Raw genomic sequence first — 12,994 nt, 5'->3', positions numbered from 1 at the left:
CATGATCTGGAAGAAGACCCGGCTGATTTTTCCGCTGCTTCTTGCCTCGGCGCTTCTCTTCTTTTCCTGCGCCGGGGCTCCGGATGTACCGGTTTCAAATGTGCCTGCCGCCGCCGTGGATATGCCTGCGGATCATCCTGCGGATCTGACAATCTATTTTCCCCTGGAAACCGCCGCCCTCGCCGACGCAGGACAGACGGGGTTGCTGGAGGATTCCCTGGTGGTGATGCGATTTGACCGTCCGGGTCCCTGGTCGATATTCCCCGAGAGGTTTCTCTTTTCCAACGGAGTACCCCGGCGGCTTGAACCCGTCCAGATCTTCGGTTCTTCGAAACTCAGGCAAATAAATATGATTCTGCTCCGGACCGAAGCGCAGCGCCCCGCCGGATTCCTGGAAGGCCGCCGGGGGAAGGAGTTTTTCGATGAGGATTACACCCGATTCCCTCTTCCGGAGGCACTGCTGTTGCTGGACAGATCCTGGGTGAAGGACCCTCTGCTTGTCCGTATACCCCGGGATTCACCGGTCTATAAAGGGGGTATGAAGAGTCTTTCGGACCTTCCGAAGGAAAGCCGGACAGAACTTTCCGCCCTAGATTCAACGGCCCGGACAATTCTCGATGACGCTCTCCGTCTCGGTTCTGCCGGGGGGAGCCGGCGGGGTTTTCGCAGTCTGCTGCTGATTCCCATGAATGCGATACCCTTTGAGGGGTACGGAGCGTACGGCGACGGAATGGATCTGGAACTCACCTTCAGTTTTGATCCTGAGAGCGAGGGCTTTTCCGGAATGCTGACGGTAACTCCCCTGGGAAAGCAGTCTGAGGGCGGAAGCACCCCGGTATCTGAAAGGCTTGAAGAGGTCCGCATCGGTGATCTGGGAGTGTTTTCCGGGGCCACTCCTCTGCTGGATCCGGATATACCCCGCGTAGCCGGAGAGGTCTATCGGTCCGGGATCCTTACCAGGATCGGCTCATCAAAGGTGCTGCGACCAAGTCCTGTACTCTGGGAAGGAAGTTTTAACGCCTACAGGGACGAACGGAGGAGGTTTCTCTTCTCTCCCGGGATATTCTCCTATATTCCCGGAAAGCACCCTGACCTGAGCTCCGAAGATGTGCGCAAGGTGACGGGAATGGAGCAGTATGAATTCGACAGGATGCTTCAGGGGCGTTCCATCGTTACCCTGCAGCATGCCATCTACGGTGCCATACCCGCCTTCATAGCCGCTTCCGCATCTCCAACGGAACTGGAGATCGCCTTTTCAGATAATCCCCGCCTGCGGGAATCCCTGGGGGAATTCCTCCGGCAGAAGGCCCGCCTGATCTGGCTTGACTGACAAGCCTGCAGCAGGAAGGAGAGTGCTGTATGTCCATGGAGATCGAGATAAAAGCCTGGGTGGATGATCCTCCTCTGATCGAGGAGCGCCTCCGGGAAAAATTCGGAGATGCTCTCCCGGTAAGCAAGGATGATGTCTACTACGAAACCGACGGCCGCTTTCCCGGTCTCAATACCCTTCGACTTCGAAAAAGCGGCGCCAAATGGATCCTGACCTACAAGGACAAGAGTCTCGAGGACGGCACGGAAATAAACCGGGAGCACGAAACGGTGGTGGAGGAGTTCGAGGTAATTGACGAACTGCTGCGGCGTTTCGGGTGCCGAAAATTTCTGGAGAAGAAAAAGCGTGGACTCCTGTTCTCTCATGAGGATCTTGTAATAGAGCTTGTCCATGTCGAGAGTCTGGGCACCTTTCTTGAAATCGAAAAAGTACTTCCCGTGGATACCCTGGAGCTGGCCGGAATCGAAGCGGCAAAAAAGGAGATTCTCGCCGTCTTTGATGCCGTGGGGATAGGGAGGGACAGGATCGAAGGCCGCTACTACTCCGACATGCTTCTTGACCTTTAGGAGTCAGTTCTCCTTGTTTCTATCCTCAGGCTCCAATCCACAGCAGATTGAACCAGAAGAGGCAGAGGGATGCGAAGAGCAGGAAAAGATTCATCGCCGGCGGCTCTTTTGAAGTGCTGTGGTCACTCTGGAAGGCCGCGGTTATCCAGAAGCTGAGGAGCACCGCGGCAAAGATCACGAGCATCTTTTCAAAAAGGCTGAAACTCGCAGAAAGAAAGGGTATGGCGATCACCGAAAGCCAGCTCAGCAGAATCCCCGAGATGGCTGCCATTCGTCGTCCACCCCGGGTGTTTAAACCGTTGAAATACAGACCTGCAACACACAGCAGAAGTACACCCCCCATGAGACCCGTTCCGGGATTTGCCGGAAGGTAGATCAGGTAGAGGGGTAGAAAAAAACCAGACAGGGTGAGAAAAAGCAGGATACTCCTGAACTTGAAAAAGAATTCCCGGGCGGTGTGGACGGGGCTCAGGAAATTGTAGAGCGCGCTGAAGAGATAATAGAGGATTGCCAGGGCCCAGGATATGCTGTAGTACAGAATGCCTTCGGTCTTTCCCGACACCGCTGCGAAGACCACCAGGATAACCAGTATCGCCACGGCTATGCCGATGCCCAGGACATCCAGAATTGCGTTTATTAGCTGGTTTGTCTCTCGCCGGGGGAGGTTCTCCTTCTGCAGTTCCCGTTCCCACTTCTGTCTGTCGAAGCTGTAGCGGAAGCTCGATCCGTTTTTCATGCGCGCTTCAAAGCGCATCCGGGACACATCCTCTGAGTGCTCCAGAATGAGGTTGAAAATCTCCCGTATCTCATCAAGTATCTTCATGGATCCGTCTCTCCTTCTAGCTCCAGAACTTGTTATGTTTTATATCGTCGATAAGATCGGCGATGATGGCTTTTATCTCTTCCGTGAGTTCCCTCGCGGCTTCCTTCCGGTCTTCCCGTTTGTGGTATTTCGGAAAGCTGCGGGGTTTTCCTATGTTCGCGTAATAATTTCTGGATACCACCCGCAGCTGGTGATACAGAACTTCCCGTACCTTTACGTCCTTGTCGGATACATTTCTTCGCGGCGAAATCAGGCCGATGGGCACAATGGGCACAGGGTATTCGAGGTAGATCCGCGCAATGCCGGTGTAAAACTTTCTCAGCTGCTGCTGGTCCCCGATATCCCCTTCGGGGAAAATATAGACCGATTCTCCCCTTCGAAGATATTCGACGGCCTCGGGAATGACTCTGCCCCGGGCCTTCTCGTCAAAGGCGTCTATCTGCTCTCCGGCCCGCAGAAGGCCGGCCAGCCAGGGAATTCCGAAGGCCGAGCCGATGATCATGTGTACCGGTTCGTTCATAAGGGTGATTACAAATCCCGGGTCGGAGGAGGAAAAATGGTTCGAACAGAAGATCTTCGGTCCTTCAGGGGGGATGTTTTCCCGCCCCCATACGTGAAAATCGTAGAAAAGCGAAAGGTTAAGGCGCAGAATACTGCGTATTGAATTGTAGATTGTTCGTTTCCAGAGCCTCATGCAAACAGGTAATGGTGCCACTGCCTGGCAAGACCGTAAAAACCGGCCTCTTCAATCTTCTGTGCGTTGTCCTTCCAGTTGTCCCCGTAATGGGTCAGGATCATCCGTTCCTTGACTGCGACGGGCAGTGTGGCAAGTTCGTCGATACCGGCATGAACGCCTCCGGTAAAGAACTGGCAGTCGTGGAAGATATACTCCAGGTCAAAGTTCTCCGCGAAACTGTGGATAAGCTCGGGATCGAAACGGGTATCCGAGGTAAACATTATCCGATTGTCGATGATAATCCCGCAGCTCCAGAAGGAACTCTGCCAGCTTCCGGTTATATCGGGAATATGCATGGTACGGAACATCTTGATATTGATGGATCCGATATTCGCTTCGTGGGTTTCCCTTGGATAGGCCGGAAGCCAGGTCGGCCGGATCACATTCCACATGTCTCCGAAGTTAAGGTCCATTCCTCCCTTTTCTTCGTTGTAGGCCGCACCACCCCGAAGGCTCATATCCCAGAGCAGATGCTGGTAGGTTGTGTTTATCACAATGGTCGGTTTTTCCCCACGCCCGTAGCGGTTCATGAGCATGACCTCTTCCAGCCCTCCGATGTGGTCGGCGTGGGAGTGGGTTATGAGGTAGTTACGCACATCCGTAACATTGAGTCCAAGTTCAAAAAGTGCCTGCGGAGCTTTGGTACCGCAGTCGATCATTACATGGTCATCACCCTTTATGATTATAAGGTTTGTCTGATAATGAAGCTTGGAAAAGGCGCTTCCCACACCCAGCCAGAAAAGGCTTAAGCTTCCGTCATTGCTGAGTTTCAGACCCTCTTTTGGGGATTGTTTTTTTATCTGCATGCCACTTCCTTTAAGCCAGGGAAAAATGGTGTATCGTTTTATGAGTATAACGCACGCCCGGGCGTAATACTGCGGAGGGGAAATCCGGCCGGTTCGGGGAATCGGGAAATCCCGCCGCTTCCAGACAGAGGGCGCAGCGCTTCTTCGCAGAAATACCGCCCCGCAACATTATGGAGCCGTCCAGAAACTCAGCGGTGTAAAACTGAAGTCCCGGCTGGGTGGTGTAAACCTTCATTACCCTGCCGGAATCGGGGGAGTAGACCTCCGCGGCCAGGGCCGGTTCATCGGGATCGCTTTCGGCCAGCTTGTAACAGTGATCGTAACCGCCGGCGGACTGTATGTCAGCCGCAATCGTCTTGCGGCGGCGAAAATCAAAAGGGCTCTGCCGTACCTGCAGGATGCGGCCCGTGGGAATTGCATATTTGTCCACCTCCACATAGCTGTCGGCATGAATCAGGAGCTCATGATTAACGATGGAGGTCCCGCCGCCGGAACCGTCCAGGTTCCAGTAGGCATGGTTTGTCAGATTTACCAGGGTAGGGGCATCGGTGGCGGCTTCGAAACTGATGGACAGCTCGTTGTTAACCGACAGGGCATAGCTGACAACCACATCCAGATTGCCGGGATACCCCTCTTCTCCGTCGGGACTGGTCCGGCTGAACTTGACTCCCGCTTCCTGTTCGTTCTGAAAGGGGAAGCCGTCCCAGATTTTACGCTCAAAGCCCTCCTTTCCGCCGTGGAGATGATGGGCCCCGTTGTTGGTGTAGAGGGAGTATTCCTTTCCGTCCAGGCTGAACCGTCCCTCTGCAATGCGGTTTGCAAAACGCCCTATGGTCCCGCCGAAATAGGGGTGGGCACTCTCCCATCCGGTGAGATCGTCAAACCCGAGGGTCAGCTCCGCGGGATTACCTTCCCGGTCGGGACTGCTTACGGAACTCAATACTGCTCCATAGGTCAGGGCCTGAAACGCGACCTCTCCATTGCTGATGACAAAGGCATCCACCCTGTCGCCGCTTTGTGTTGTTCCATAGGGTATTCGTTCAATCGTCATGCTGCGCCTCCGCGTCAGGGATGTTCTCCAAGGAGCTCCTTGAGTTCCCGTATCTCCTGAACAAGTTTTGACCGGTCAAGGTTCTGAAAACGCTTTGGTACCATCTCGCGGCTGGTACACTCCAGGACCGCCACCAGGTTCTGCAGGCGGATCTCGTGGGGGTAGCTGGCGGGTACAAAGTCGTTCATGGCGTTTTCCAGGTCCTCCCGGGTAATGATTATATGGTTCTCCATGGCCGCGTTGAACTTGGCCCGGATAAGAATCGATTCCAGATCCGCCCCGGAGTACTCATTGGGGAACTTTTTCAGAAGATCCGTGACGGGAAACTTCTGGATCTTCATCTTCAGTTTCTTTACCAGTATATCGAAGAGGTCTTCCCGTTCACTTAAGGACTCCGGGTAGAATATGGCCAGGTGTTCCTCCGCCCGTCCCTGACGCTTCAGGTCGATGGGCAGAAGGTCCGGTCGGCAGGTTATAAGAAACCAGATAATCTTGCCCCGGTACTCCGTATTGCCCATGAAGCTCGCTATCTGGGCGAAAATCCGGTTGCTGGTGCCGGAATCCCCATCCTGGTTGCGGTCTCCCAGAAAAGCATCCGCCTCGTCGATCATGACTCCCACCGGGGACATGGCCTTGAGGATGTTGAGTACCTTCTCCAGATTCGATTCCGTCTCTCCCTGCCACTTGCTGCGGAAGTTCCGCAGCCGGACGATGGGAACTCCGATTTCCGAAGCGAAAGCGGATACCATAAAGCTTTTTCCGGTTCCCACGGGACCCGCAATAAGGTATCCCATGGGAAGCACGTCGAGACGGCCCTGCTTGATGGCCCTGGCGGCGCTCTTGAAGCGCTTTTTCACGAACTCATGCCCCGACACCATGGAGAGGTCGTGTTCGCTCTCGATGAACTCCAGGAGACCGACAGCCTCGTTCTCGATGATCTCCTTTTTTCGCTCCGTAAGATATTCCAGGGTTATGGGTTTGTCTTCCTGGTAGCTTTCCGCGGCGATCTGGTTAAGGTTCTGCAGGTTGAGTCCAGAGGTTATCTTGGCGATCCGTTTGGGATTAAGCCGGGACTCCGTCAGGAGAATATCCTGTCGGTCCAGAAAGTTGAGGAACTTTTCCCGGATGTCCTCGTCGGGAATCGGTACATGGACCTTCACCGTATGGGGGGAACGCACGATCCTGGTGCTCAGGTCCGCCAGGTTCTCGGTAAGCAGAATGATGGAAACATCTCCCTGGGTAAAGATGGGGTCGTGGGACCAGCGGTTGAGGGTTACAAGGGCGTAGCGGTCCTCGTCGGAGAGCCGGGCGAGCTCCGTATTGGGGATAAGGGTTTCGGCATAGTCGATGATCAGAACAATCCGCTTTTTATGGGGAATGTTCATGAAAAAGTATTTTTCCAGGTAGTCGAAGGCCTTCAGGGGATCCAGGGATATAAAGTCCTCCCGGGGCGTATCCGGAAAGTGGGACTCCATGATGTTCAGGTACTCTTTCTGCATTTCCGGGGAACAGAAGTTGATTCCCGAAGAACGGTCGTAAAAGGCCACGATGTCCCGGTTTCCGAAGAGCACCTCGGAGATAAACTCCTGAATCCGGACAAAGATAAACTCCCCTTCGATCATCTTGTTGGGCAGGAAGTCCCGGATATTCCCGTGGGCTATATAGAGGTTGGTTGTTTTGGAAAGATACTTATACGAAAGTTCCTGGGCCCAGGCAGGCAGGATCCGTATGAAATCCAGATTTTTTACAATCAGCTGTTCCGACATTTCCCCTCCCGAATCAAGGCAGCGGACACCTCGGAACAGTATAGGCCAAGCTACAGCCCGGGTCAACGGATAGGGGAGGGCATTTTTCTGTTCCCGCTTGCCCAATTCATGGGATTCCCCGTACTATGGGCCGATGACGGATAACAACGAAATACACATCTATACCGACGGCGGCTGCTGGGGGAACCCCGGACCCGGGGCCTGGGCCTACTGTATCCTCTCTGACGGTGAATCCCTGGAGAAAAACGGCGGAGACGCTGCCACCACCAACAACCGCATGGAACTGACGGCGGTAATCGAGGCACTGACGGAGATTCGACGGCGTCAGTGGGACCGGCGGCCGGTGGCGGTCCATACGGACAGCCAGTACGTCAAAAACGGCATTACCAGCTGGATAGAGACCTGGTCCCGGAACGGCTGGAAGACGGCGGCAAAAAAGCCCGTCAAGAATCAGGATCTCTGGGTTCCTTTAAAGGAGCTGCGGGACTCCCTGAATATCCGCTGGCAGTGGGTCAAGGGGCACGCGGGTAACGAACACAACGAACGCTGCGACGCCCTGGTACAGGAAGCCATAGCCTCGATCCAGACGGAGAAAAGGCAGCACCCCGGCTGAAGCATGCAGGTTCTTCCGGGGTTTAATTACTTCAGGAGGAACCATGACAATCTACAGCTACGCCTCCTTCGGTTACGAAGGAGAACTGGTCACCGTGGAGGTAGACCTGCGTCCCGCCCTGCCGGGGATCGAGATCGTGGGGCTGCCGGACAGCGCCATCCGGGAGGCTAAGGAGCGAATTCGGGTGGCCATCCGCAATTCTGGCTTCGAATATCCGACAAAACGTATCCTGGTAAACCTCTATCCCGCGGGAGTACCCAAGGCGGGGGCCTCCTTTGATCTGCCCATTGCCCTGGGAATCCTGGCGGCCTGCGGTATTCCGGAGAATCCGCCGGAACGTATCCTGGCCCTGGGGGAGCTGCAGCTCTCCGGGAGAATCCGTGCCGTGGACGGGGTTATAGCCGCCCTCCATGAGTCCGAAGCCCTGGGAGAACTTCCACGGCTGGTCCCTGAGGAAAACAGAGCGGAAGCAGCCGCAGCGGGAATCGGGAATCTGTGCCCTGTCGGGGACCTGGCCGATGCCGTTGATTTGCTGCGGGCCCCCGCCTCCTGGAAGCCCCGGGATACAGAAGACAAGGTAGGGGACAGCGGAATTCCGGAGACCGGGCTCGACTACGGCGATATGGCCGGATGTCCGGAGCTTCTCAGGGCCCTGCAGGTCGCTGCTGTGGGGGGCCACCATGCAATGCTTTTCGGCCCCCCGGGTTCGGGAAAATCCATGGCGGCGCTACGCTTTCCTTCGATCCTGCCGCCCCTTGCGCATCGGGAGTCCCTCGAGGTAACCCGCATTTATTCGGTGGCGGGCAAGCTGCCCCGCCGCTGGGGGCTCATAAAAAATCCGCCCTTCCGCAAGCCCCACCACAGTGCCAGCCGGGAGGGGCTTATCGGCGGCGGACCGGCTCTGCAGCCCGGGGAGGTTTCCCTGGCCCATAACGGAGTCCTGCTCCTGGATGAGGCGGCGGAGTTCCAGTCCGGGGTGCTTCAGGCCCTGCGGGAGCCGGTGGAGCAGCGGCGGGTCGATCTTGTCCGGGCCGGACGGCGGGCCTTCTTTCCCGCCCGATTTCAGCTTCTTCTTACCCTGAACCCCTGTCCCTGCGGAAATCTGGGCAAGGAGGATGCGGTATGCCTGTGCACGGAAAGGGAGATCTCCCGCTACTGGAAAACCCTGGGGGGTGCCCTGCTGGACCGGATAGATATTCGCATTCCCCTGAATCCCGCAGGACCCGGGGCGCTCCTGGGCGGGGAGAGACGGGGGTCCCGCAGTATCCGGGAGGATGTCCTTAACGCCCGCCGGTTCGGGAGGAAGCTGCGGGGGACGGAGCGCATGAATGCCGACCTTGAAGGACGTGAACTGGCCCGGGCAGCGGACCTTGACGATGACTCCCGCAGGGTCCTTCTGGAAGAGACCCATCGCGAAGGCTTCTCCAACCGCGCGGTCCACGGAGTGCTGAAGGTGGCCCTGAGCATTGCGGACCTCGAGGCTTCGGAGAGGGTCATGGCTCCCCACATCGCGGAGGCGGTGGCTCTCAGGGGAGTGGGGGGGAACCTGTTCTATTCGGGGGTGAGGATCAGATCCTCCTAGACTTTTTTCAGACTTCTCAAAGCGAGTTGGCATTATTCTCCTATCCGGCTATATTTAAAGGGACAGGAGGAAATATGAAGCTCTACAGCCGAGGACAGCTTGTTTTCTACTCCCTGGCCAGCGGGCTTATAGTTCTGCTCTTTGCGGCGGGTCTGGGAATCTTCAGCCCGGGAAAAGCCGGAACTGCGGCAGCCGAAGCAGTTTCGACTGCGGAGGAACCGGTTTTCAGACTGGAGACAAATCCCATCCCCCCGGAAAACACTTATCTGACCCAGAACGCCGGTGAATACACCGATGATGAACTGGCCACCATCCGCACCTATGAGAACCTGAATCGCGGTGTCGTGAATATCGCCACCGAAACCCTGGCCCTGAACTGGTTTCTGGAGCCTGTACCCTCGGAAGGCGGAACCGGCTCCGGTTCGATTATCGACCGCCGGGGATACATTCTTACCAATTACCACGTGGTGGAAAAGGCCTACAAGGTCCATATAAATCTTTCCGACGGAACCCAGTTCGATGGAGAGGTCATCGGCAAGGACCCGGAGAACGATCTGGCGGTGGTCAAATTCGATCCCGACGGCAGGGACCTTGTTACCATTCCCTTCGGGGACTCCACAAATCTCAAGGTTGGCCAGAAGGTCCTGGCCATCGGGAACCCCTTCGGCTACGACCGTACCCTGACAACGGGAATCGTGTCCGGCCTGGGAAGGCCAGTACGGACTTCGTCGAATATAGTCATCCGCGATATGATCCAGACCGATGCCAGTATCAATCCGGGGAACTCCGGAGGTCCGCTTCTGAATTCCCGGGGAGAGATGATCGGTATCAACACCATGATCTACAGCCCCTCGGGGGGATCCGTGGGTATCGGTTTCGCCACGCCGGTCAATACCGCCCGTAGGGTCGTGCCGGACCTTATCGAGTACGGATTGGTGCGAAGGGGATGGATAGACATTGTTCCCGTTCAGCTGGACAGAAATATTGTCCGCTATGGAAAGCTCCCGGTGGAAAAGGGTATTCTGGTATCGAAGACCGTCAAGGGAGGTGCCGCCGACACCGCAGGAATCCGCGGAGGAGACCAGAACAATCCCATACGGTACGGCAGGTCCATTCTCTATCTGGGGGGCGATATCCTGGTCGAGGTGGACGGCGACAAGACCGAGACCATATCTGATCTTCTGGGCGCCCTGGAGGACAATAGGCCGGGAGATGTAATCGACGTGGAAGTATACCGGGGCCGACAGCGGCGGAGTTTTCAGGTCGAGCTCTCCGAGCGCCCTGAAGAACTCTACTGGAATTAGCGTTATGCCCCGTTTTCGTGTAGTATCCCCCTTTGCCCCCGCCGGTGACCAGGGACAGGCAATCGCCAAGCTGGTGGAAGGCCTGAAGGAGGGAGACCGATTTCAGACCCTGAAGGGGGTAACCGGTTCGGGCAAGACCTTTACCATGGCCAGAATCATCGAGGAGGTCCAGAGACCGACCCTGGTTATCTCCCACAACAAGACCCTGGCGGCCCAGCTCTACCGGGAGTTCAAGGACTTTTTTCCCGACAACGCCGTGGAATACTTTGTCTCCTATTACGACTACTACCAGCCCGAGGCCTACGTTCCCTCCAGGGACCTGTACATCGAAAAGGATGCCTCCATAAACGACGAGATTGACCGCCTCAGGCTCTCTGCCACCTCATCGCTGATGGAGCGGGAAGACGTGATAATCGTGGCCACCGTCTCCTGTATATACGGCCTGGGAAATCCGAAGTCCTTCCACGAGATGCGTCTCCGGCTCAAGGTCGGTGATGAGGCGGACATCGCTTCCATCAGCAGGCAGCTGATCTCCCTGCAGTACGAACGGAATGACCATATTCTGGACCGGGGTAATTTCCGGATCCGGGGAGATGTGATCGAGATCTACCCGGCCTACACCGAACACGCCTTCAGGGTGGAGCTTGACTGGGACACCATCGCCCGCATACGGCGGATCGACCCGGTGGGGATGCAGGTACTGGATGAGCGTGACCACTGCGTTATCTATCCCGCCAAGCACTTCGTGATGCCGGAGGACCAGATCCAGAAATCCCTGGCTGATATCCGGGAGGAACTGGAGGAGCAGTACCGCCGCTTTACCGAAGAGGGAAAAATCGTGGAAGCCCAGCGCCTCAAGACCCGCACGGAGTACGATCTTGAGATGATGGAGGAGATGGGCTACTGTTCGGGTATCGAAAACTACTCCCGGCACCTTTCAAACAGGATAGAAGGAGAGCGGCCCTCGGTGCTGCTCGACTATTTTCCCCAGGGCTTCCTTACCATGATCGACGAGAGCCACGTAACCCTGCCCCAGGTAGGGGCTATGTACGAGGGGGACCGCTCCCGGAAGCTGAATCTCGTTAACCACGGATTCAGGCTCCCCTCGGCGCTGGACAACCGTCCCCTGATCTTCGGCGAGTTCGAGCAGATCCTGGACCAGACCATCTTCGTCTCCGCGACCCCGGGAAAGGAGGAGATCCGGCGATCCGCACGGGTGGTGGAGCAGATTATCCGTCCCACCGGGCTTCTGGACCCGGGCATCGAGGTTCGTCCCACGGAGGGACAGATCGAAGACCTTTACGGCGAGATACGGGCCACCACAGCCCTTGGATACCGGACGCTTATCACCACCCTCACGAAAAAGATGTCCGAGGACCTGACGGACTACCTGGCAAATCTGGGAGTACGGGTACGATACCTTCACTCGGAGGTGGAAACCATCGAGCGGGTGGAGATCCTTACCCAGCTGAGGCAGGGGGTTTTCGACGTTCTGGTGGGAATCAACCTTCTCAGGGAGGGGCTTGATCTGCCGGAGGTCGCCCTGATCGCCATCCTCGATGCGGATAAAATCGGTTTCCTGCGGAGTGCCACATCCCTGATTCAGACCATCGGCCGGGCGGCCCGTAACCTGGATGGACGTGTGCTTATGTACGCCGACAGGATATCCGAGGCAATGAAAACCGCTATCGATGAGACCGAACGCCGGCGCAGTATTCAGGAGGAGTATAACCGGACCCACGGGATTACACCCCAGTCGGTCAGAAAGTCCATTCACGATATTCTGGTGCGGCAGAAAGAGGAGAGCCGGGCCGCGGAGGAGCAGGCCCTGGAGGTTCTGAAGCGCAGTTTCAACGTACTTATTCCAAAGGAGAAGGCAGCTCTGATCAAGGCCCTGGAGAAGGAGATGCTCGAGATGGCAAAGAACCTGGAGTTCGAGAAGGCCGCCCTTATCCGGGATGAAATTCAGCGCCTCAAGGGCGAGGACTGACAGGGAAGGGTATTTATGATAAAATCCCTCCAAAATATGGGCAGTAAAAAATATATGCTCCTTGGAGCCTTCGGTATACTTCTGGCGTTGACGGGCTGTTCCAAAGAAGAGGCGCTGACAAATATTGAACTTCCCCCCACATCCCTTCTGTCCATGCGGGAGAAGTGGGGGGTTATCGCTTCGTCCCATCTGAGGATGAGAGACAAACCCGATCCCCAGAGCGAGGTAGTTACCACCTTCTGGAACCGCCGGGGTGTAGTGCTGGAGGTCCTTTCCCAGTCTCCCGAAAAGGTCTTCCTCGAGGGCTACGAAAACTACTGGTACCAGGTATCCTACGACGGTCTTATAGGATGGGTCTTCGGCGCTTATGTGGAACTCTACGGCAGCAGGGAACAGGCCCTGAGGGCCGCCAGGGAAACACGGTAAT

Annotated in this window: 12 protein-coding genes; 7 read left to right on the top strand and 5 right to left on the bottom strand. The window is 56.3% G+C overall.

The genetic code is table 11. The features are described from left to right. Position 1: 1 nt before the first annotated feature. Positions 2–1,330, top strand: a complete 1,329-nt coding sequence (locus tag B4O97_RS16805) for a hypothetical protein (RefSeq protein WP_083052644.1) — start codon at positions 2–4, stop codon at positions 1,328–1,330. A gap of 29 nt (positions 1,331–1,359) precedes the next feature. Further along, positions 1,360–1,896, top strand: a complete 537-nt coding sequence (gene cyaB, locus B4O97_RS16800; RefSeq protein ID WP_083052642.1) for a class IV adenylate cyclase — start codon at positions 1,360–1,362, stop codon at positions 1,894–1,896. Between the two features lie 25 nt (positions 1,897–1,921). Here the strand turns inward: cyaB and B4O97_RS16795 are convergent, their stop codons facing one another. The 5 genes from B4O97_RS16795 to B4O97_RS16775 are packed head-to-tail and all read right to left on the bottom strand — an operon-like array spanning position 1,922 to position 7,078. Continuing rightward, positions 1,922–2,719 (bottom strand): hypothetical protein, encoded by a 798-nt coding sequence (locus tag B4O97_RS16795; protein ID WP_083052641.1) that lies wholly within the window; start codon positions 2,717–2,719, stop codon positions 1,922–1,924. 16 nt (positions 2,720–2,735) lie between these two features. Further along, on the bottom strand, positions 2,736–3,413 hold the full coding sequence (locus B4O97_RS16790) for a lysophospholipid acyltransferase family protein (RefSeq protein WP_083052640.1): 678 nt from the start codon (positions 3,411–3,413) through the stop codon (positions 2,736–2,738). Further along, positions 3,410–4,261 carry an MBL fold metallo-hydrolase gene (locus B4O97_RS16785; RefSeq protein WP_083052638.1) on the bottom strand — a complete coding sequence of 284 codons (852 nt, stop codon included), beginning with the start codon at positions 4,259–4,261 and terminating at the stop codon, positions 3,410–3,412. Before B4O97_RS16785 ends, B4O97_RS16790 begins: the two co-directional genes overlap by 4 nt. Before the next feature lie 10 nt (positions 4,262–4,271). Further along, the gene (locus tag B4O97_RS16780) at positions 4,272–5,312 is read right to left on the bottom strand and encodes an aldose epimerase family protein (RefSeq protein ID WP_083052637.1); all 1,041 of its coding nucleotides are present in this window, start codon (positions 5,310–5,312) and stop codon (positions 4,272–4,274) included. Between the two features lie 14 nt (positions 5,313–5,326). After that, on the bottom strand, positions 5,327–7,078 hold the full coding sequence (locus B4O97_RS16775) for an ATP-binding protein (protein WP_083052635.1): 1,752 nt from the start codon (positions 7,076–7,078) through the stop codon (positions 5,327–5,329). Positions 7,079–7,211: 133 nt separating this feature from the next. Between B4O97_RS16775 and rnhA the strand changes: the two genes are divergently transcribed. The 5 genes from rnhA to B4O97_RS16750 all read left to right on the top strand — a co-directional run bounded on the left by rnhA (position 7,212) and on the right by B4O97_RS16750 (position 12,993). Continuing rightward, positions 7,212–7,691 carry a ribonuclease HI gene (gene rnhA / locus B4O97_RS16770; protein ID WP_083052634.1) on the top strand — a complete coding sequence of 160 codons (480 nt, stop codon included), beginning with the start codon at positions 7,212–7,214 and terminating at the stop codon, positions 7,689–7,691. Between the two features lie 43 nt (positions 7,692–7,734). Next, positions 7,735–9,273, top strand: a complete 1,539-nt coding sequence (locus B4O97_RS16765) for a YifB family Mg chelatase-like AAA ATPase (protein ID WP_083052632.1) — start codon at positions 7,735–7,737, stop codon at positions 9,271–9,273. Between the two features lie 74 nt (positions 9,274–9,347). Beyond that, positions 9,348–10,577, top strand: a complete 1,230-nt coding sequence (locus tag B4O97_RS16760; protein WP_083052631.1) for a S1C family serine protease — start codon at positions 9,348–9,350, stop codon at positions 10,575–10,577. A 4-nt stretch (positions 10,578–10,581) separates the two neighbouring features. After that, positions 10,582–12,567 (top strand): excinuclease ABC subunit UvrB, encoded by a 1,986-nt coding sequence (gene uvrB / locus B4O97_RS16755; RefSeq protein ID WP_083052629.1) that lies wholly within the window; start codon positions 10,582–10,584, stop codon positions 12,565–12,567. A 15-nt stretch (positions 12,568–12,582) separates the two neighbouring features. Then, positions 12,583–12,993: an SH3 domain-containing protein gene (locus tag B4O97_RS16750; RefSeq protein WP_083052628.1), complete on the top strand. Its 411-nt coding sequence runs from the start codon at positions 12,583–12,585 to the stop codon at positions 12,991–12,993. The last annotated feature ends 1 nt before the right edge of the window (position 12,994 follow it).

The organism is Marispirochaeta aestuarii, from assembly GCF_002087085.1.
Classification (GTDB): domain Bacteria; phylum Spirochaetota; class Spirochaetia; order JC444; family Marispirochaetaceae; genus Marispirochaeta; species Marispirochaeta aestuarii.
This window is presented reverse-complemented; position numbering and strand designations above follow the sequence as displayed.